This window comes from Streptomyces xiamenensis (genome assembly GCF_000993785.3).
GTDB classification, from domain to species: Bacteria; Actinomycetota; Actinomycetes; order Streptomycetales; family Streptomycetaceae; genus Streptomyces; species Streptomyces xiamenensis.
The window spans coordinates 2,768,694-2,789,101 of record NZ_CP009922.3; the positions used below are offsets into that span (position 1 = coordinate 2,768,694).

12 protein-coding genes are annotated in these 20,408 nt (G+C 71.6%); 7 read left to right on the forward strand and 5 right to left on the reverse strand.

Annotated features, from left to right (window positions below; translation table 11 throughout):
* Positions 1-67: 67 nt before the first annotated feature.
* The 3 genes from SXIM_RS12650 to SXIM_RS12660 are packed head-to-tail and all read right to left on the reverse strand — an operon-like array spanning position 68 to position 1,718.
* The gene (locus SXIM_RS12650; protein ID WP_030732278.1) at positions 68-400 is read right to left on the reverse strand and encodes a hypothetical protein; all 333 of its coding nucleotides are present in this window, start codon (positions 398-400) and stop codon (positions 68-70) included.
* Between the two features lie 39 nt (positions 401-439).
* Complete coding sequence (locus SXIM_RS12655; RefSeq protein WP_030732281.1) at positions 440-745, reverse strand: hypothetical protein; 306 nt, start codon at positions 743-745, stop codon at positions 440-442.
* A gap of 46 nt (positions 746-791) precedes the next feature.
* Entirely contained in the window at positions 792-1,718 is a 927-nt protein-coding gene (locus SXIM_RS12660) for a hypothetical protein (protein WP_030732284.1), read from the reverse strand.
* Between the two features lie 327 nt (positions 1,719-2,045).
* On the opposite strand from SXIM_RS12660, the gene SXIM_RS12665 reads away from it, so the two are divergent.
* From SXIM_RS12665 to SXIM_RS12680, 4 genes are all read left to right on the forward strand, one after another.
* On the forward strand, positions 2,046-11,900 hold the full coding sequence (locus SXIM_RS12665; RefSeq protein ID WP_046724028.1) for a hypothetical protein: 9,855 nt from the start codon (positions 2,046-2,048) through the stop codon (positions 11,898-11,900).
* Between the two features lie 5 nt (positions 11,901-11,905).
* Positions 11,906-14,551 (forward strand): right-handed parallel beta-helix repeat-containing protein, encoded by a 2,646-nt coding sequence (locus tag SXIM_RS12670; protein ID WP_030732289.1) that lies wholly within the window; start codon positions 11,906-11,908, stop codon positions 14,549-14,551.
* Between the two features lie 14 nt (positions 14,552-14,565).
* Positions 14,566-15,417 carry an RICIN domain-containing protein gene (locus SXIM_RS28100; RefSeq protein ID WP_043177540.1) on the forward strand — a complete coding sequence of 284 codons (852 nt, stop codon included), beginning with the start codon at positions 14,566-14,568 and terminating at the stop codon, positions 15,415-15,417.
* Positions 15,418-15,491: 74 nt separating this feature from the next.
* Positions 15,492-15,800, forward strand: a complete 309-nt coding sequence (locus SXIM_RS12680) for a hypothetical protein (protein WP_046724029.1) — start codon at positions 15,492-15,494, stop codon at positions 15,798-15,800.
* On the opposite strand, the gene SXIM_RS12685 is transcribed toward SXIM_RS12680, so the two are convergent.
* A complete protein-coding gene (locus SXIM_RS12685) occupies positions 15,766-16,686 on the reverse strand; it encodes a glycoside hydrolase family protein (RefSeq protein WP_046724030.1) in 921 nt (306 codons plus the stop codon). The genes SXIM_RS12680 and SXIM_RS12685 overlap by 35 nt on opposite strands.
* Positions 16,687-16,776: 90 nt before the next feature.
* A complete protein-coding gene (locus SXIM_RS12690; RefSeq protein ID WP_030732297.1) occupies positions 16,777-17,700 on the reverse strand; it encodes an AEC family transporter in 924 nt (307 codons plus the stop codon).
* A gap of 122 nt (positions 17,701-17,822) precedes the next feature.
* Here SXIM_RS12690 and SXIM_RS12695 point away from each other — a divergent pair, with 122 nt between their 5' ends.
* From SXIM_RS12695 to SXIM_RS12705, 3 genes are all read left to right on the forward strand, one after another.
* Positions 17,823-19,232 carry a M28 family peptidase gene (locus SXIM_RS12695; protein ID WP_053116182.1) on the forward strand — a complete coding sequence of 470 codons (1,410 nt, stop codon included), beginning with the start codon at positions 17,823-17,825 and terminating at the stop codon, positions 19,230-19,232.
* Positions 19,233-19,288: 56 nt separating this feature from the next.
* Positions 19,289-19,594, forward strand: coding sequence for a type II toxin-antitoxin system VapB family antitoxin (locus tag SXIM_RS12700; RefSeq protein ID WP_030732301.1), 306 nt, complete (start codon positions 19,289-19,291; stop codon positions 19,592-19,594).
* A gap of 90 nt (positions 19,595-19,684) precedes the next feature.
* Positions 19,685-20,401, forward strand: a complete 717-nt coding sequence (locus SXIM_RS12705) for a LytR C-terminal domain-containing protein (protein WP_078846905.1) — start codon at positions 19,685-19,687, stop codon at positions 20,399-20,401.
* The last annotated feature ends 7 nt before the right edge of the window (positions 20,402-20,408 follow it).

Genomic DNA, 20,408 nt, shown 5'->3' on the forward strand with positions numbered 1-20,408 from the left:
CCGCACGCACGGAGAACGGCCGCCCCCGGGGAGAAGGGGGCGGCCGTTCGTCCGTGAGCGGGCCGGATCACTCCTCGTTGTTGTTCGCGGCCTCCGCGGCGGCGGCGTTGACGTCGTTGGTGATCTGCTCGTCCGAGTTGGCCATCTCGGTGGCGAAGTTCTGGAACATCTTCGCGTATTCGTCGATGTTCTTCGCCGAGGCGTCCAGCTGGCTGGTGAACTGGTTGTAAGCGTCGGTCATCGCGGGGCTGGCCTTCTCGAAAACCAGGCCGTTCTGCAGCAGGGACGCGACGGTGTCCTTCAGGGTCGTCAGCTCGGCGGCGATATCCGCGAGCTTGTTGCCCATCGTCGATGCGGTGGTGTCGATCGCGTCGTAATCAAAGACGACATCGTTCGCCATGGAATTCTCCGGTGGTGGTTGGGGCGGTAGGAAGCGGAATCAGCCGGCGTTGATCTTCTCGGCCATGTCCTTGTCCATGTCCTCGACGGACTGCTTGATCGCCTTGAACTGGTTGGCGTACTCCTTGATGGCCTCGGCACCGGCGACGAGGTTCATGGTGAACGTTTCGTACTTGGCCTCCAGCGCCGGGCTGGTCGCGGTCAGCACCAGACCGCTGTTGAGCAGCGTGGCGACCTCTTCCTTCGCCTCGTTCATGCGCGGCACCAGCGTGTTGTCGACGGCGTCGTCCAGGACACCGCACACCCGCTCGATCTCGGCGTAGTCCAGACTGATGTTGGCAGCCATGGGTCTCTTTCTCCTTTGTGCTGGAACCGTAGGAGCTAGTCAGCGACTAGTCCTCGACCTCTTCCCACTCGTCGTCCTTCTTGCCGCTGTGGGTGTATTTGGTCGTCTCACCGTCGGCGGTGACCTCCATGGTCCCCGAGCCGTCGTCGTTGAACTTCACCACCGCGACGCTCTCCGTGCCGTCGCCATAGGTGGTGGTGAGGGTGTAGTCCTGAATGCTGCCGCCGTCGGAACCGGTGCTTTCGCGAACCGGGCCGTCGAACACCTGCTCCGACTTGTAGGACTGGCCGTGGGGATTGCTGATCTCCGACGTCTGCTTGGTGACGTTGTAGTCGTCGTCGTATTCCAGCGTCACCTTGACGGTGCCGTCCTCGTCCTCGTACGTGTACTCGGTCGGCGGCCCGTCCCCCTCGGGCAGGGGCGGCTCGTCACCGGGCTTGAGGGCGTGGTTGCCGTCCTTCTCCAGGTCCCGCCACGCCGCACAGAAGTCGGGGGCGTCGTCGGCGGCGCACACCTGGCGGATGGAGGCGTCGGGGTTCTCCTCGAAGTACTCGGTGGCCCCGATGTCCTCCAGCATCCCGTCCCAGGCGGCCTTGTCGTCCAGCCACTTGTCGTGGGCCTTCTTGTCGTTGACCCACTCGTTGAACTCACCGCGCTGGGAGTCCGTACCACCGCTGCCGGCCAGCTTGGAGTCGGCGTCGAACCAGGCGTCCGAGACCCCCTTGAAGGTGTCGGCGAGCTCGGTCAGCCCGTCCTTGGCCTGCTTGGTCCGGCTGCGGGAGCGGGTGTAGAAGGTCTGGAAGGCCGCGGCCAGCTGCCGGTTGCCGAGAACGTTCTGGGCGTCGCCCAGCGATCCCTCGCCGACTTCCTTGAACTTGCCCTCGGCGCCACCGGACCCCGCCTCGTCCGCCAGGGAGCGCATCTTGGTCTGCACGATCTGGAGCTGGCTGTAGTCAATGGAGAAGTCGGCCACGGGTCCTCCGGACGTTCCTTGGGTGCCGCTGCCCTTTCTACGCCCCAGCCCGGGAGAAGGTTCAATGCGGCCCCGGTGAGGTATTCCGCACACCGCCGGGCCGGCGCCGGTTCGCTTGGCTGTCATCTCCCTTTCGGCCGGGCGGACTTCGGGAGCTTCCGGCGAACGGTCGGCATCCTGGCGGTGACGAAGGGGATTTCACACCGGATCGAGATCGGATTGAACCGTGGGCGCGTCTGCGGCGTAGTAGAAACGGAAGCCCACCGTGCAGTGTCGCCGGGAAGTACCCGCACTTCCATGTGCAGGGACCCGGAAGGAGTGCCGCCCATGGCTCGTCCCGAGGACTGGAGCGCCCTCGGTCTCAGCAGCGACCCGACGCCCGGAGACCCTAGCGCCCTGGACGATCTGATCTCGTCGCAGGCCAAGCTCGTCACGCTGGCGACGACCATCGACGAGGGCCTCACCGAGGTCAAGAACACCGCGGACGGCGCCTTCGTCGGCAAGACCGCCGACGCCCTGCGCAAGATCATCGACAATGATCTGCGGAACTACGTCTCCTCCTTCAAGCAGGCCCAGGAGGATGTCCAGGGCGCTCTGAAGACCTATGTCGAGGTCATGCGGACCGAGCAGGGCCGGGCGGACGAGGCCCTGTCCGCGGCGGCCGGCCTCGGGGAGGACGACGACACCGAGCGCGAGGGCTACAAGTCCACCGCCGAGGACGCGAAGTCGAACCTGGAGAGCGCCGCGAGCACGGCGGCCAGCACCATCCGCGCGGCCGGGAACAGCATCGACTCGCCGGTCAACGAATGCGACGAGTTCTGGAAGGCGCTCGGCTGGCTGGCGATCATCCTGATCATCCCCGCCATCATCGTCGGCGGCCCGCTCGCCCTCTTCGTGCTCGCGCTGAACGTGGCGCTGCTCATCAAGACGGCGGTCGACTTCGCCAACGGCAAGGCCAGCGTCACCGAACTGGTGCTGTCCATCCTGGGTGTCATCGCCCCGACCACCAGGGGTCTGTCGGTCGGCAAGCTGTGGGGCGGCCTCAAGGGAGCCTTCTCCGGCGGTGTCCAGGGCGGCAAGGCGTTCTTCGGCATCACGAAGGGCTTCGAGTTCGGCGCCCTGTGGGTCAAGGGCGTCAACGGACTGTGGGGTGGCTTCCGCTTCTCACCCGGTTTCCTCAAAGCCGGCAACCTCGGCATCAAGTTCGGGACGAACCTCAACCACCTGCGGTTCGGCCCGGCCATGGCCGGGCTCTCCGTGATCAACAACGTCGGGGTCAGGACGTTCCAGATCACCAAGATCTTCGCCTCGGGCTTCATGGTGGTCAAAAACCTGCCGGTGAACATCTACCGCGGCCTCACCGGCGCCCAGGGCCTGCGCCTGGTGCTGCCGGTGGCGGCCAACGAGATCCGGATGGTGGGTCTTGGCCAGGCCCTGAAGATCGGGTTCATCGACCGCGGCCTGTTCGGCATGCACCGCTACGGTCTCGACTTCGCCACGCTCGCCGGCGGCGGCAGCAAGATCTCCGGCGCCGCGTCGGCCGGGGTCAACATCTTCTCCCCGCCGCCCGGCGTCGGTGAGCTGGTGCGCTTCAACAACGCCGGGTTCGGCACCATGCCGCCCATCGCCGTGGGCACCGGGCCGCTGACCCCGGGCGGTCTCGGCACGGGCTTCGGCGGCGGCGTCCAGGTCGTCTCGCCGCCCCCGATCAACCTGCACCTCGCCAACCAGAACATGGGCGGGGTCGGGTTCTCCATGCCCCCGCTGCCCAACATGGGCGCGCTGATCGCCGATGTGCCGTTCTCCGGGGTCGCCCCCATCGGCGCCCCGACGCTGGGCCCGATGGTCCCGGTGGTCAGCCCGCCCACCTCCGGCATCGGCGCCGTCCCGGTCACCAACATCGGGACCACCATGCCGGCGGTCAACACCCCGGCCCCCGGCACCGTCGCGGTGCCCAGCATCGGCACCAGCATGCCGGCCGTCACCACCCCGAGCGCCGGCGGTGTGACCGTCCCGGGCATCGGCGCCAACATGCCGGCCGTGACCACCCCGAGCGCCGGCGGCGTCACGGTCCCGGGCATCGGCGCCAACATGCCGGCCGTGACCACCCCGGGCGTGGGCGGTGTGACCGTCCCGGGCATCGGCGCCAACATGCCCTCCGTCACCACTCCGGGCATCAACGGTGTGACGAGCCCGGGCGTCGGGGCCGTCACGGTCCCCGGGATCGGGAACAGCATGCCGTCGGTCACGACCCCGGGCGTGGGCGGTGTCAACATCCCCGGCATCGGGGTCAACATGCCCGGCGTCAACACCCCCGGTGTCGGCGGCGTCACCATCCCGGGCATCGGCACCAACATGCCCTCCGTCACCACCCCGGGCGTGGGCGGCGTCAACATCCCCGGCATCGGCACCAACATGCCCGGCGTCAACGCCCCGGGCATCGGGGCCATCTCCCCCGCCATCTCCTCGCCCGGCCTCGGCGGCTTCAACAACATCAGCGTCCCGGGCGTCGGCGCCGTGGACGCGCCCGCGATCAACGCCCTCAACAACATCAACATCGGCAACATCAGTCAGGCCATCACCCCGCCGACGCTCAACAACGTCGGCGGCAAGTTCGGCTCGCTCCAGCTGAACATGCCCAACATCGACGCCCGCATCGTGGATCTCCCGTCGATCAACGCCCAGGTGAACGCCTCCCCCGGCACCGTCGGCACGCCGGTGGGCGGCCAGGTGAGCGTCCCCGAACTCGGCATCAACCTGAACGCCGGCAACGGCCTGGGCAGCATCAACACCCCCGAGCTGAACGCGATCAACGCGATCCTCCCGCCCACCGGGGCCACCGTCACCCCGCCGTCCGTCGGGAACGTCGGCGCCACCATGCCGGGCGTCAACACCCCCGGCATCAACGGCGTCGTGACGCCGGGCGTCGGCGGAGTCACCACCCCGGGCGTCGGCAACGTCACCGCCCCGGGCATGGGCGGCGTCACCACCCCCGGAGTCTCCGGCGTCTCCACTCCGGGTGTCGGAGCCGTCGGCGCCGTGGACACCCCCGGGGTGAACGCTCTGAACAACATCAACACCGGCGGCATCGGCCAGGCGATCAGCCCGCCCACCCTCACCAACGTGGGCGCCAAGTTCGACTCGCTCCAGCTGAACACCCCGAACATCAACACCCGCCTCGCCGACCTCCCCTCGCTCAGCGGCCAGGTGAACGCAGTCCCCAGCACCGGCGGCACCCCGGCGGTCGGGCACGTGAGCGTCCCCGAACTCGGCATCAACCTCGGCGCCGGCAACGGGACCGGCCGCATCGACACCCCCGAGATCACCGCGAACACCCAGGTCACCCCGGCGGCCGGCGCCGCCCTCACCCCGCCGGCCGCGCACGTCGCACCGCCGGCCGGGCAGGTGGCCCCGCCCACCGTGGCCACCCCGTCCACCGGCGCGGTCACCCCGGCCGTCACCCCGGGCAACGCCCCGGTGAGCCTGGGCGGCCTGCCGCACAACGCCACCCCCGGCACCGGCAACCTCGGCGTGCCCGAGGTCAACAACGCCCGGCCCGGCGGCACTCCGGCAAGCAGCGAGATCGGCCGCGTCGACCTCTCCCAGCCGGCACCGCCCGTCAAGCAGCCCGGCCTGGACGGGCTGCACCTGCAGACCGGTGGCGCCCACCTGAGCCCGCTGAGCCCGATGGACCTCCAGGTCCTGCGCACCCTGGGCCTGTTCGGACCGGGCGCCGTGCCGCCGCGGCCGATGGTCACCCAGGTGTTCATGCAGCCGTCCACCACCGAGTACGCCGCCGTCCACACCTACCAGGCCATCGACGGCCTGCCCGGCGTCTCGGTCCGGGTCGACGAGCCGAACGCCTCCGGCTCCTTCCAGGTCAGCGTCGCCGGGAACACGGAGGGCATCGACGGACTGCGCGCCTTCGAGGCCCACGACGGCAGCCGCTCCGTCATCCGCATCGAACAGGCCCTGGACGGCGGTTCCTTCCGCCGCTGGGACTTCGACATGATCACCCACGAGGCCACCGGGGCCCCCACGGTGATCAACCCGCCCAGCGGCTCGGGCCTGACCCCCGGGTCGACGACGGGCGGCCTCGGCGGGAGCGGCGGCGTGGAACTCGGCGCGCTCACCCCCACCCCCACCACCTCGGGCCTCGGCGGCGGTTCCCTCACCCCCACCCCGCCCGCCTCGCGGACCATCGACCTGCCCGGCCTGGGCGGGCGCCAGGTGGAGCTGCGGTTCGGCGCGGACGGCTCGATCAACGGCGTGGTGCCGACCGGCGGCCCGGCGGGCGGTCTGAGGGTCACCACCAGCCCCGACCTGCGCGTCTTCGACGTGGACATCCGGGTCAGCGCCCGGCAGAACGACAACTACAGCTTCAACCTCGCCCCGGACGGCACCACGACCTTCCGCGGCCACCAGCAGGACATCACCCTCGCCAACGGCGACTTCGACAACCTCACGGTCTCCGTCCACCGGGCGGAGGACGGCACCGTCCTGAACGTGGACAGCCCCCGGCCCAACGCCATCACGCGCCTGAACGACGGCGGCTTCCAGATCAACCCGGCCGGCGGCGGGCGCGGCACGGCCTTCTACGACGCGAACCACGCCTTCAGCCATCAGGACCTGGCCCTGGCCGCCGGAGCCCTCGCCGGCATCCAGTCCCTGCGGAGCGCCGCGGACGGCTCCCTCAGCCTCATCCGGCCGAACGGGACCACCGCCGCCGCCGACCTCACCGCGCTGCCGGGCGGCGCCACCCGGGTGCAGTTCGGCGGCCGGGACATCGTCGTCGGCCCGGGCGGCGACCACACCCACAACGTCATCACCCTGCGCGGCGGCGACGGCACCACCATCGGCGTCGTGCACCGGCCCACCGGCCCCGGCCACGCGGCACCCGGCGCCCACCCGCTCACCCCCGGCGGCACCGCCATCGACGACATCGCCCTGGTGCGGCACGGCGACACCGAGTTCGTCCTGCGCACCGACGACGGGCTCACCTTCCACGGCGGCAACGGCAACCAGACCTTCACCGCGCCCGCCCTGCACGGCACGCCGCTCGACGGGAACTTCCTGCGGATGGACGGTCACCCGCAGCTGTTCAACAACAACGGCGACCTCATCTCCACCCCGACCCCGCAGCCGGGCGGCGCCGTGCGCGTCCAGTACGGCGGCCACGACCTCATCCTGGGCCCGGGCGGCGCCCACACGCACAACGTCACCACCCTCACCGGAGCGAACGGCGCGACCATCGCCCACCTGCACCTCCCGGTCGACGGAACGCGCCTCACCCCCGGCAGCCACCCGGTCAACGCCGGTGGCAACGCCGTCAACAACCTCACGGTGGTCCGGCACGGCGACGACGGCTTCGTGCTGCGCGGCAACAACGAACTCACCTTCCACGGCGCGAACGGCCACCACAACCTCAGCGCGCCGTCCCTGACCGGCACCCCGCTCACCGACACGTTCCTGCACACCGGCGCCCACCCGCGGCTGTTCAACGGCAGCGGCGACCTCATCCCCACCACGCCCCAGCCGGGCGGCGCGCTGCGCGTCCAGCACGGCGGCCACGACCTCATCCTGGGCCCGGGCGGCGCCCACACCCACAACGTCACCACCCTCACCGGCCCGGGCGGCGGCACCCCTGTCGGCCACGTCCACCTCCCGGTCGACGGGACCCGCCTCACCCCCGGCAGCCACCCGCTCACCGCCACCGGCACCCCCATCAACAACCTCACGGTGGTCCGGCACGGCAACGACGGCTTCGTGCTGCGCGGCACCAACGAACTCACCTTCCACGGCACCGGCGGCAACCACACCCTCACCGCCCCCGGCCTCACCGGCACACCCCTCGACGGGAACTTCCTGCGCGGCGGCGCCAACCCGGCGCTGCTCAACGGCGAGGGCACCGTCATCGCCCCGGTCCACCCGCAGACCGGCGGTGCCGTGCGCGTCCAGCACGGCAATCACCACCTCGTCCTGGGCCCGGACGGCGCCCACACCCACAACGTCACCACCCTCACCGGGGCGGGCAACACCACCGTGGGCTACGTGCACCGGCCGGTCGGGGCGGACGGCGGCCCGCTCGGGGCGCACGCGCTGGACGCCCGCGGCAACCCGACCACGATCGACCTCGCGGCCCACAACGGCGGTTTCCGCACCACGAGCGACACCCGCATCACCGTGCACAAGGCGGACGGCTCGTTCGACTTCCAGACGGTGCGCCTGGGCGACACCACCCAGAGCGTGCGGACCTTCTCCGTCACCCACAACGGCCAGACCCTGACCGCCCTGGACGTCCTCAACAACAACACCCTCGCCAAGGTGGACGACGTCCGCATCACCCCGGTCGGCGGCCCCGGCGGCGGCTTCCGCTTCCAGAGCGCCGACGGCAACACCATCACCCTGCACAACGGCAACGGGCAGGTGACCCGCACCGCGCAGTCCACCGACATCACCGTGGGCGGGCAGGACCTCACCCGCTTCCGGGTCACCGACGCCGACGGCACCACCTTCGACGCCGTCCGGCTGTCCGACGACGTGAACGGCTCCTTCATCCGGGTGGACACCCACCAGCTGCTGGACGGCAATCTCAACGCGGTCACCACCCCGCACGCCACCGTCACCCCGGACGGCAACGGCTTCCGCGTGCAGCGCGGCGGCGACCAGGGGCTCAGCGCCGGCGAGTACAAGGTGTACGACGGGTCCGGCAAGCTCACCTCGGAGCGCATCAACGTCATCCGCGACGGACAGCTCGTCCCGAACCAGCACCTGAAGGTCACCTTCACCGACGGCGCCACCAAGGGCACCTGGTCGCGGATCAGGACCGACAACCACGGCACGGTCATCGCCCCGCCCCCGAACCGCACCACCGGCCTGTACGACGGCGGACCGGTCGACATGAAGGGCCACGGCAACGGCGTGGTCCGCCTCACCCACCACGGCGGCGCCGAGGTGTTCATGCGCCGCCCGCTGCACAACGGCAACACCCTGGACGTGCACACCTCCGCCAGCGGCGGCGAGTTCGGCCTGTTCAGCCAGCGCCCGCGCTGGTCGGAGATCAACCCGGCCGGCAACGCCGTGCAGCACGGCAGCCGGCACTGGGGGGAGTCCACCCGCAGCTGGTTCGACGTCGCCGACACCGGCAAGATCAGCGCCCTCAGCCACCGGGTGCGGCACTTCCGGCTCAACCCGGACGGCGGCCACGTCCTCACCGACATGAACGCCGTCCCGGTCGGCCAGGCCCTCACCAAGGGCCAGTGGCACCGGTACGACGCCGACTTCAAGCACCTCGCCGAGGGCACCCGGGACTGGGGCCACGGCCGTGGCTGGAGCGATGTCGCGATCAACCCGCGCACCGGCAACACCGTCACCGTGCACGAGAAGTTCGGCCGCTTCCAGCCCACGCCGCACGACGTACGGCGCTACCAGCAGCTGACCCTCGGCGAGGACGGCGCGTTCAAGGAAGGCAGCTGGCTCTCGCACTCGCCCGCCGCCAAGGAGACCGGGATCAGCAAGGAGCTGAAGAACGGCAACTGGCTGGAGTCCCAGCGGCTGGCCGAGCAGCGCCCGCCGGTGTGGTTCCGCAACGTGCTCTCGCCCAACATCTACTTCCACACCTCGCTGGACAACTTCAGCTATCTGCGCAGCGACAGCGCCTTCCAGATCGCCGTGTGGAAGGAGAGCCCCACCCCGGCGGGGCGCCCCGGCGACACCGGTATCTCCGCCACCAGCGGCAACGGCACCATCCAGTCCATCAACCGGGCCGGAGACATGGTCCGCGAGGTGCGCAAGCTCGGCAGCGGCAACGAACTGACCGTCGGCGACGTGAAGATGCCGGACGGCACCGTCATGCCGGGCCGCAACCTCCCCTGGTCCGAGGGCGCCGACAAGCTCCAGGGCGTCCGCACCTTCGACCAGGCCGACTTCACGGTCACCAACACCCGGCCGGGGCCCGCGCCGGCGCCCGCCCCGGGCGCGGCCCCGGGTGCCCCCGCACCCCAGCCGCCGGTCCGCCCGGACCTGGCCGCCCGGCCGGACACCGACGCCAACACCATGCTGTTCCAGGACCGCTTCCGGGCCGACCAGGCCACCGACGGCGTCAACCCGTTCCTGCGCGGGGCCGACGGCGACATGCGGGTGGCCCGGATCGGCTTCAAGGACGGCTCCCTGATGGAGTTCCGGCCCTCGCCGGAGGTCCGTACCGGCGACGGTGTGACGACGGGCAGCGGGGACCGGGACTTCCGGCTCACCGTCGACTCCCGCTCCAACAACTGGACGCACTACGACATCCACGGCAACGTCATCAGCCGCTCCGACACCTTCGGCTCCGGCGCCCACCAGGTCACCGTCATCTCCAGGGGCGGGCCCACGGGCAGGATGACCTGGCAGTCCTTCGACGCGGCCGGCAACGAGATCGCCTCCGGCATCCGCGGAACGGCCTTCAACGGCCAGATGAACAAGCTCTACTGGGACCGTGAGTCCTTCCAGGACTTCGCCGCGGTGCGCGGCGGCGACGGCGCCATCATCCCGGACCAGCGGGGCCCGCTGGTCCGCGAGCACCGGATGCTGTCCGACGGCACCACCGTGGACGCCTGGCGGGTGACCAACGCGGACGGCACCAACGTCACCTGGCACTGGAACAAGATCGACCGGCACGGCAACATCCAGCAGTTCGGCGACGTCGGCGACCGCACCCGCATGTGGATCGACGCCAACGGCGCCCGGCACGCCGACTGGCAGAACGGCTTCCGCTGGGAGGACTCCTTCACCCGCGACGGCACCGTCTTCAAGATCCAGGAGATGCCCAAGCAGCCGAACAACGGCAGCATCCGCGCCTGGCACCACGACGGCCCGCCCCGCGTCCGCGAGTACCACGCCGAGCCCCCGGCCGCCGGCGCCGTCGGCGGCGCGGCCCAGGATCTGCGGGCCTGGAAGGAGTTCGACAACGGCATCGAGATCCGCCGCAAGGTCGAACTGGACGACGGCACGTTCCTGGAGAGCGACGAGTGGACCAAGGCGTGGCGCCGCTACACCGAGATCGACGGCACCCAGTTCGTCATCAATGAGCGCACCATGTCCGGCTACGTCTACAGCTACGACCCCTTCGGCCGGGTCTCGCTCAGCGGCCGGGACGTCACTCCGGGCACCGCCGGCGGTTCGGGCGCGCTGGTCCCCGGCGGGACCGCCCCGGCACCGGCCCCGGGCAGCGCGCTCACCCCGGCACCGGGGACCACGGGCGCCCCCGCGACCGCTCCCGCGGCGACCACGCCCACCCCGACGACCTCCGTGCCGCCCGCCCAGCTCATCGGCCGCGACACCAACTGGACCGGCCTGGCGGCCGAGTACCGCGGCTTCAGCCGGATGTACCGCGAGGTCAACGACTGGCAGTGGAGCCGCCCGCAGTTCGGCGCGGGCGAGTCGCAGTACGCCTCGTTCACCGGCAAGGCGGTGCGGTCGCTCGCGGTGGACATGGCCCAGGAATGGATCATCGACTTCCTGGCCACCATCACCATCACCGGCATCATCTCGGCCGCCACGGACACCGAGTTCACCTGGATGGACGTGGCCAAGGCGGCGTTCGGCGCGACCATCGCCGCCGGGGTCAAGGGCACCTTCTCCCTGGGCCACTTCTCGCAGTCGCGCGGTGGCACCTGGAAGGTCGGCAACAGCCAGGTCGACGCGGGCAACCCGTTCACCCGGCGCCCCAACGACGACAACTGGGGCTCGGAGTACGCCGGCATCGAGAAGATCACCCGCTGGCGGTCCGGCACCTACGACTACGGGGTGGCCATCGGCTCGGGCCTGATCGGCGGCTTCATCTCCGGCGCCGCCTCGGCCGCGATCTTCGGAGTCAAGGACTCGGAGGGCAACCTCGTCAAGCTGACCGGCACGGACGCCCTCCTGGAGGGCGCGAGCGCCTCGCTCGGCGGACTCATCGGTGGTGTGAGCATCGGCGCGGGCCGGACCGCTCTGATCCACAACATGAGCGGCCGCTGGTACCACCGTCAGGGTGCCCTCGACATCTTCGGCATCCCGTTCCTCGGCAAGCTGGGCGACAAGGGATTCAGCCTCGGCTTCATGGGCGGCTGGCTGCGCGAACAGATCGCCCCCGACTGGTACACGGGTGCGGGCGACAATGAGACCGGCGAGAGCACCGAGAGCACCGAGGAAACGAACTGATACCGATGAAGATCCTGGTCGCCCCCAAGGGCCGCGGCGCCCACCGCACCATCGCGCGCGCCCTGGCCGCCGCCGAGGCGGGCGCGGTGATCTCCATCGCGCCCGGTGAATACCCGGAGGCGCTGCGCCTGGAGCGCCGCGTGACCCTGGAACCGGCCGCCGGCGCGGGCTCGGTCGTCATCCGCCCGGTGGAGAGTCCGGCGCTGACCGTGGCCGCCGCCGACTGCCTGGTGCGCGGCCTGGTGCTGCGCGGCCAGGACCCGGCCCAGCCGCTGGTCCGGGTCGAGGACGGCTCCGGGCTCACCCTGGAGGACTGCGGGCTCAGTCACGGCCGGGTGGAGGTGCTGGGCTCGGCCGGGGTGCCGGCCGACCCCGACGGCGGCCCGCTGCCGCTGACGGTGGACGACGATCTGCGCGCCCAGCTGGACGATCCGGTGGCCGGCGGCGTGCTCGTCCTGCGGCACACCCGGCTGCACGGCGCGCACCACACCGCCCTGCACCTGGACGGCGACGCCCGGGCCCGCGCCGAGGACTCCATCATCGACTCGGTGGAGGGCATCGGGGTGGTGCTGTCGGGCGCCGCGGTGCTGCTGGCCGAGCGGCTGCGGGTGAGCGAGGTGTCCGGTTCGGCGCTGCGCGCCCGGGGCAACTCCCGGCTGCTGGTGCGCGACGCGCGGCTGTCCGGGGCGGGGCGGCACGGGGTGCTGGTGCAGGACACCGCGCGCGCCAAGGTGGAGGACTGCCGCATCGACGGCGTGGCGATGTCCGGGGTGCAACTGGACCACGAGGCACGGGCGGAGTTGACGGACTGCCGGGTGACCCGGGCCGGCGGCAGCGCGCTGGCGGCGGGCGGCACCACCCGGCTGATCGCGAACGGCTGCCGGATCGTGGAGCCTGCCGCCAACGGCCTGCTCGCGCTGGGGGACGCCACGGCGGAGGCGGTGAACTGCCAGCTGTCGCGCACCGGTTTCTCCGCTCTGCACTTCGCGGACCGCTCCACGGGCACGGTGCTGGGCACCGTCGTCGCCGACAGCCGCGAACACGCGGTGGCCGTCACCGACTCGGCGAGTGCCGAGCTGACCGGCTGCACCCTGACCGGCGCGGTGATGTGCGGGGCGCAGGTGACGGATGCGGCCCGGCTGACGATGCGCGGCAGCCGGGTGGTGGGCGGCGAGACCGGGGTGCGGGTGCGGTCCTCGGGCGAGAGCGAACTGCGCGAGTGCGCCATCGGCGGCCAGAGCAAGGGCGGCGTGGAGATCGGCACGGACGCCACCGTCGCCCTGCTGGCCACCTCGGTGACCGGGGTGGGCAGCGCCGGGGTGACGGTGGACTCCGGGGCCCGGCTGCGGATGGAGGGCGGCGGGGTCTACGGGGCGGGCGGCAGCGGCCTGGTGGTGTGGCAGGGCACCGAGCCGCAGGTGCGCGGGGTGCGGATCGAACGGGCCGGCAAGAACGGCATCCTGGTCGGGGAGAAGGCGCGCGGCCTCTTCGAGCACTGCGACGTGTCGGTGACGACCTTCCCGGCGCTGCACATCGGGGCGGACGCCGAGCCGGTGTTCCGCGGCTGCCGGGTCTTCGACTGCGAGCAGGACGTGGGCACGGCGAACGGGGCGAAGCCGACGTTCGAGGAGTGCGTGTCGGTCCGGGTGGGCAGCGCGACGCTGACCGGCGGCCCGATCGGCACCGGCCCCAAGGGCGGTGGCGGGCCGGGCGGTCCCGCGGGTCCCGGCGCGGGCCCCGGGAGCCCTCCCGCCGTGCCCCAGGACATCAACGGCGGCACCGGCGCGGCCTCGGCCGATGACCCCGAGGCGGGTCTGGCCGACGCGGGCGAGGCCGAGCCGGAGCCGGAGACCCTGGAGGAGCTGCTGGCCGAACTCGACGAGCTGGTGGGCCTGGACGGGGTCAAGGGCGACGTCGGCGGCATGGTGAAGCTCATGCAGATGGTGCGGATGCGCGAGGAGGCGGGGCTGCCGGCCCCGCCGCTCTCGCGGCATCTGGTCTTCGCGGGCAACCCCGGTACGGGCAAGACCACGGTGGCGCGGCTGTACGGCCGGCTGCTCAAGGCGCTGGGGCTGCTGGGCAAGGGCCACCTGGTGGAGGTGGACCGCAGCGCGCTGGTCGGCGAGTACGTGGGGCACACCGGTCCCAAGACCACCGAGGCGTTCCAGCGGGCGCGCGGCGGCGTACTCTTCATCGACGAGGCGTACGCGCTGGTTCCGGCCGGTGTCGCCAATGACTTCGGCGGGGAGGCGATCGCGACCCTGGTGAAGCTCATGGAGGACCACCGTGACGAGGTCGTGGTCATCGCCGCCGGATATCCCCAGGACATGGACCGCTTCATCGGCTCCAACCCTGGCCTGTCCTCACGGTTCACCCGTACGCTGCTGTTCGCCGACTACACCTCCCAGGAACTCGTGTCCATCGTGGAACACCACGCCCAGCAGCACAGCTACGAGCTGAGCGACGGCGCCCGCGACCGGCTGGCGGCCTATGTGGAGGCCATTCCGCGCGATGACCGGTTCGGCAACGGCCGTACCGCGCGCCAGCTGTTCCAGGCCATGACGGAGCGTCAGGCCATGCGTGTCTCCGAACTGACCAACCCCGAGGCGCAGCAGCTGATGACGCTGCGCGAAGAAGACCTTCCCCTCTGACAGGAGAAGACCCCATGTCCGATGCACGATTCGCGGAGACTTTCGCCCGCGCGCCCGCCCGGGCGCCGCGCGGTCTCGTTCCCGGCCGCCGGGTGTGGACGTCGCTGGGTTCCGGCGTCGTGCTCGCGGCCGCCACCGTCCTCGCGGTGCCGCTGCTGAGCGCCAACGTCTTCGACAGCGGCAACACGGAACTGGCCGCCGACGTCCGTACCCCCGAGTTCGAACTCCCGCCCCTCATCATCGAGGAACTGCCCTCCGAGGAGCCCGAGGAGGAACTCGTCGAGGAGGAGGAAGAAGAGGAAGAGAAGAAGGAGGAGGAGCGGAGGCCGGCCGACCCGCCGGCCGCGCCCCCGCCCGCCGCTCCGCCGGTGGTGGTCGAGGAGGAGAAGCAGGCGGACCCGCCGGCCGAGAAGGAGGAGAAGAAGAACGATCCTCCGGCCGAGCCCAAGAACGAGGACCCGCCGGCCCCGTACATCACCCGTGGCAACGTCCAGATCAAGGGTCTGGACGGCAAGTGTCTGGACGTGGCCAACTCCCGTACCGACAACGGCACGCCGGCCACCCTGTTCGACTGCAACGGCAGTAACGCCCAGAAGTGGAACTTCTGGTCGGACGGGACCCTGCGCGCGATGGGCAACTGTCTGAGCCTGGTGGGCGCCAAGACCTCCGACGGCACGCTCCTGCACATGTGGGACTGCACCGGGAACGCCACCCAGCGCTGGGCCGTCAGCCCCAACAACGACATCGTGAACATCTCGGCCGACAAGTGCCTGGACGTGCCCTGGGCGGACTCCTCCAGCGGCATCCAGCTCCAGATCGCCATCTGCTCGGGCAACCCGGCGCAGAAGTGGACCATCTCCGGCTGATCGCACGGGCGTCCACGGGTGACAGAAGCTGACTCGGGGCAGGGGAAGGGCGTGAGCCGGGTACGTTCCGGCGCATGGCCTACCCCTGCCCCGATTGCGATGCCCCGCAGGCGGTGACCGCGCTGGACGTGCGCGGCGAGATCTTCCTCCACCCGTGCCTGTCCTGCAACTGGGTGCCGGCCGCCGCCCCGCGCGCCTCCGCGCTGCGTGCCAACGCCCCGTGTCCGACCCGGGGTTGTGACGGCTCGGTGGGCGAGATCTACCGCTACGACGACGCGCGTTCGCCGCTGGAGGTGCGGCGCGAGCACTGCCCGCAGTGCTACGGGGGCGGCGCGGCGCCGGAGCCGCTCAGTGCGCCGTCCCGCCGCGCAGCGGCACGGTGAGGTCCGCGCGCAGCGGCGGGAGGGTGCCGGACACCAGGGGTGTCAGCGCGCCGTCCACGACCGCCAGCGGCAGCGCCTCGACCTGGGAGCGGCGCGGCGCGCTGTCGGGCTCGGGCTGGGTGAAGTAGACGAGCAGCCCCGCGTCCTCCCCCTGGCCGATCGCGACCGCGTGGTGCGCGGGGCTCTCGCCGGCCAGGACGGCGCCGGGCTGCCGCTCCCAGTGGGTCAGGTCGGTGGAGCGGTACACCAGCAGCCCGTCCCAGCAGTCGGTGAGCATCCAGTAGGCGCCGGCGTGGGCGAGGACGGTGGGGCCCTCGTGGGCCTGGTCACCCTCCAGGGCGCGGCCGATCGGGCGCCAGGAGAAGAGATCGGGTGAATCCGCGGCGTGAATTGTGGAGCCGTCCGCCTCGTCCTTGAACCACATCCGCCAGCCGCCGCCGGCCTCGGGCGGCAGCGGCCACACGCAGGCGTCGATGACCTTCTCGGAGGAGAGTTCCAGGCGGGAGACGAAGTTCCAGTGCTCGAGGTCGGCGGAGGTGTAGTGGAGGATGTGGCGCGGCCCGCTCCAGTCGGCGCGGATGCCGGTGAGGTAGGTCACGTACATGTGGTACGTGCCGTCGTGCCACAGCACCTCGGGGGCCCAGTAGGTGTTGCGGCCCGCCTCGTACTCCAGGCCGCGGGCGATGCCCCGGTACTCCCAGTGCGCGCCGTCGTCGGTGCTGACGGCGATGCCGATGTCGGTGCCGTGCACCCACTCCACGCCCGCGCCGTCGTGGCCGGCCCGGCGGGCGGTGTAGAACATCCACCACGCCCCGGTGTCGCGGTGCCGGATGAGGGTGGGGTCGGTGGCCCCGTCGTGCACGGGGTCGCGGAAGAGAACGGTCATAGGGCCGAAGCGTAAGAGAAACGCCCGCGAATCAACAGAGCTGAACCTAACCCAACATCGCGGGGCGGGCGGTCCGCGCGCGGCCCGGGGTCAGCCCAGCAGGGCGGCCACGACCACCAGCACCGGGATGGCCAGCACCGTCGACAGCAGGATCGACTCCCGGGCCAGCCGCACCCCCACCTGGTAGCGGGAGGCGTAGGTGAACAGGTTCTGCGCGGCCGGCAGCGCGGAGGTCACCACGACGTGGAAGACATCGGTGGCCCCGAGCCCGAAGACCCCGGCGGCCACCGCCCAGGCCACCACCGGCATGCCCACCGACTTCAGGGCGACGGACAGCAGCATCGGCCAGCGGTCGTCCCCCTGCCCCGGCAGGCTGCTGCCGTGCAGCGAGATCCCGAACGCCAGCAGCACGGCGGGCACCGCCATGTTGCCGATGAGCACCGCGGGCTCCAGCAGCTGCTCGGGCACCGTCCAGCCGGAGCCCGCCACCGCGACGCCGGCGAGCGCGCTGATCACCACGGGGTTGCGGAACGGGGTCAGCACCCGCTGCCACACCGGGGTGCCCGCGCTGCCCCCGCCCGACAGGTCGAGCACGGTCAGCGCCACCGGCATGACGATGAGCTGCTGGAAGAGCAGCACCGGCGCGACCAGGGTGGCGTCGTTCAGCACGTACACCGCGATGGGGATGCCGAGGTTGCCCGCGTTCACGTAGCTGGAGCACAGCGCGCCGATGGTGGTGCGGCCCACCCCCCAGCCGCGTATCGCGCCGAGCGCGATGAAGACGGCCGCGACCGCGCACGTCGAGATGGCGGTGACCAGCAGCGGGGTGGAGAAGATGACGCCCAGATCGGCGCCGGCGAGGGTGGTGAACAGCAGCGCGGGGGTGGCGACGTAGAAGGCGAGCTTGGTGAGGACCTCCCGCCCGTTCTCGCCGAGCGATCCCCGCCATCCGAGCAGATAGCCGGTGCCGATCACGCTGGCGATGATCGCGAACCCTGTGATCACACCACCCATGCGGGCAACTATGTGTCGTGTACATCTAATAGGTCAATGTGATCTCAACTACCGGGACGCACCGCTGACCTGCGTGACAGCACCGAGTCGGACGCCTACCGTCACCCTCCGTGCACAAAAGAATGCGTACGATCATCGCGCCGCTGGCCGTCCTCCCCCTCCTGCTCGGGCTCGCCCCCGAAACCCCCCGGGCCGCCGAGGCCCCCGGCCCCGGCGACCACCTCGCCGAGGTCCTCGCCGAGCGGACCACCGCCGAGGGCGCCCTGCGCCATCTGACCGCCCTCCAGCGGATCGCCGACGCCTCCGGCGGACACCGCGAGGCCGGCAGCACGGGCCACGAGCGCTCGGCGCGCTACGCCACCGCGCTGCTGGAGGCGGCCGGCTACCGGGTCAGCCACCAGCCCTTCACCTTCTCCCACCGGGAGACCACCGCCGAACGCCTCACCCTCACCGGCGACGGGGAGCGCGCCGTCCCCGTGCGGGCCCTCACGTACACCGCGAACACCCCGCCCGGCGGGCTGACGGCCCCGCTCGCCGTCGCCGGGGGCGAGGGCTGCGCGCCCGGCGACTTCGCGGGCGACACGTACCGGGGCCGGATCGCCCTGATCGCCCGCGGCACCTGCACCTTCGCCGAGAAGGCCGCCCACGCGGCGGCGGCGGGCGCGGTGGCCGCCCTCGTCCACGACAACGTCCCCGGCGACACCCCCTTCACCGGCAGCCTCAGCGACCCGGACGCCGGGGTGATCCCGGTCGGCGGCCTCACCCTGGCGGACGGCCGCGAGCTGGCGGCGGCGGACGGGGCGACCGTCCACCTGGAGCTGGAACAGCTCGCCGAGGAGCGCGAGACCTTCAACGTCATCGCCGAGAGCCGGGGCGGCGACCCCGACCGGGTGGTGATGGCGGGCGCCCACCTGGACTCGGTGCGCGAGGGCCCCGGCATCAACGACAACGGCTCCGGCACGGCCGGCGTCCTGGAGACCGCCCTGCGGCTGGCCGAGCACCACCGCGGCGGCGGCGCCACCGTACGGTTCGCGCTGTGGTCCGCGGAGGAGTGGGGGCTGCTCGGCTCCCGCCACTACGTGGCCGGGCTCAGCGGCGCCGAGCGGGACACGATCTCCGTCTATCTGAACTTCGACATGATCGCCTCCCCCAACCACGCCCTGTTCGTCTACGACGGGAGCGAGGGGCCGGCCGGCTCGGCCGCGGTCACGGAGCACCTGGTGACGTCCCTCGCCGAGCAGGGCCTGACCGCCGAACTCACGCCGTTCGGCAGCCGCAGCGACCACGCCCCCTTCGTCGAGGCGGGCATCGCGGCCGGCGGCCTGTTCACCGGCGCCGAGGGCCTGAAGACCGAGGCCCAGGCCCGGCTGTGGGGCGGCACCGCGGGCGAACCGTACGATCCCTGCTACCACTCCGTCTGTGACGACCTCGGCAATATCGGCCACGAGGCGCTGGCCGCGAACATCCGCGTGATCGCGCGGACGGTCGGTCGTGCCGTGTGGCACCCGGAAGCGCTCACCACCGCCCCCTGAGGCCGGAAAAAACTGTGCGGCTGCGCGGTGGGGGCCCCGCCCGGTAGGCTCTGCCTGTGATCTTCAAGCGCATCGGAACCGGCCGGCCATACCCTGACCACGGCCGGGAGAACACGCGGCAGTGGGCGGACGTCGCCCCTCGCCCCGTGCGCCTGGACCAGCTGATCACCACCAAGGGCCAGCTGGACCTGGAAACGCTGCTCGCCGAGGACTCCACCTTCTACGGCGACCTCTTCGCCCATGTCGTGAAGTGGCAGGGCGACCTCTATCTGGAGGACGGCCTGCACCGGGCGGTCCGCGCCGCGCTCCAGCAGCGCCAGGTCCTGCACGCCCGGGTCCTGGAGATGGACCACCCGCTGTGAGGCCGCGGCCGGTCCGCCGTTCGGGGCCGGTTCCGCCCATCGGTTGATCATTTAGTAGGTCCTGGCGCCGCACATGACTACGCTGCGTCCATGAGCATGCTGACGCCTCCCGGCATGGGCGGAAAGAAGAACCGCGTCACGGGTGACCGCTACCCCCGGATGCGCCCCCCGCGCCGTCGCCGCCGCACCGTTGCCGTGGCCCTGTCCACCCTCGCGGTCCTCGGCCTGGTGGGCACCGGCACGCTCCAGCTCATCCGGGTGTTCTCCGCGGACGCGGAGGGCGACGGCACCCGGCCGGCCGCCTCCGGCGTGCGGGAGTGCGCCACCGACCGGCCCGAAGCCGGGGACGAGGCCGAGGGCGCCTCGGGACCGCTGGCGGAACTGCCGGAGCCCAAGACGATCACCGTCAACGTCTACAACGCGACCGCCCGAACCGGCCTCGCCCAGCAGACCGCCGACGCGCTCGCCGAACGCGGCTTCACCATCGGCACGGTGGACAACGCCCCCGAGGAGCTGGACGGCAAGGTCGCGGCGCCCGGGCTGCTGATGGGCGCCGCCGACGCCCAGGAGTCCGGCGCGCTGGCCGTGGTCGGCGCCCAGCTGGCCGGCGCGGAGCAGGCCGAGGGGGACGCGGCGGCCCCGGCCGCACCCGAGGACGAGGAGCAGGACGAGGAGGCCGCGGCCGGCCCCCAGGTCGACTTCGTCATCGGCGAGGGCTTCAAGAACCTCTCCGCCCCCCAGGACGCCGCCCGCGCTCTGGAGGAGCTCCGCAAGCCCACGGAAGAGGAGACCGCCCCGGCCTGCTGACCGGCCG

What these genes read in the sequence shown, in the direction of transcription:
- SXIM_RS28100 (WP_043177540.1), top strand. Translation starts at nt 14,566, where the DNA reads ATGTCCGATGCACGATTCGCGGAGACTTTCGCCCGCGCGCCCGCCCGG.
- SXIM_RS12685 (WP_046724030.1), bottom strand. Translation starts at nt 16,686, where the DNA reads ATGACCGTTCTCTTCCGCGACCCCGTGCACGACGGGGCCACCGACCCC.
- SXIM_RS12650 (WP_030732278.1), bottom strand. Translation starts at nt 400, where the DNA reads ATGGCGAACGATGTCGTCTTTGATTACGACGCGATCGACACCACCGCA.
- SXIM_RS12655 (WP_030732281.1), bottom strand. Translation starts at nt 745, where the DNA reads ATGGCTGCCAACATCAGTCTGGACTACGCCGAGATCGAGCGGGTGTGC.
- SXIM_RS12680 (WP_046724029.1), top strand. Translation starts at nt 15,492, where the DNA reads ATGGCCTACCCCTGCCCCGATTGCGATGCCCCGCAGGCGGTGACCGCG.
- SXIM_RS12690 (WP_030732297.1), bottom strand. Translation starts at nt 17,700, where the DNA reads ATGGGTGGTGTGATCACAGGGTTCGCGATCATCGCCAGCGTGATCGGC.
- SXIM_RS12705 (WP_078846905.1), top strand. Translation starts at nt 19,685, where the DNA reads ATGAGCATGCTGACGCCTCCCGGCATGGGCGGAAAGAAGAACCGCGTC.
- SXIM_RS12670 (WP_030732289.1), top strand. Translation starts at nt 11,906, where the DNA reads ATGAAGATCCTGGTCGCCCCCAAGGGCCGCGGCGCCCACCGCACCATC.
- SXIM_RS12695 (WP_053116182.1), top strand. Translation starts at nt 17,823, where the DNA reads ATGCGTACGATCATCGCGCCGCTGGCCGTCCTCCCCCTCCTGCTCGGG.
- SXIM_RS12665 (WP_046724028.1), top strand. Translation starts at nt 2,046, where the DNA reads ATGGCTCGTCCCGAGGACTGGAGCGCCCTCGGTCTCAGCAGCGACCCG.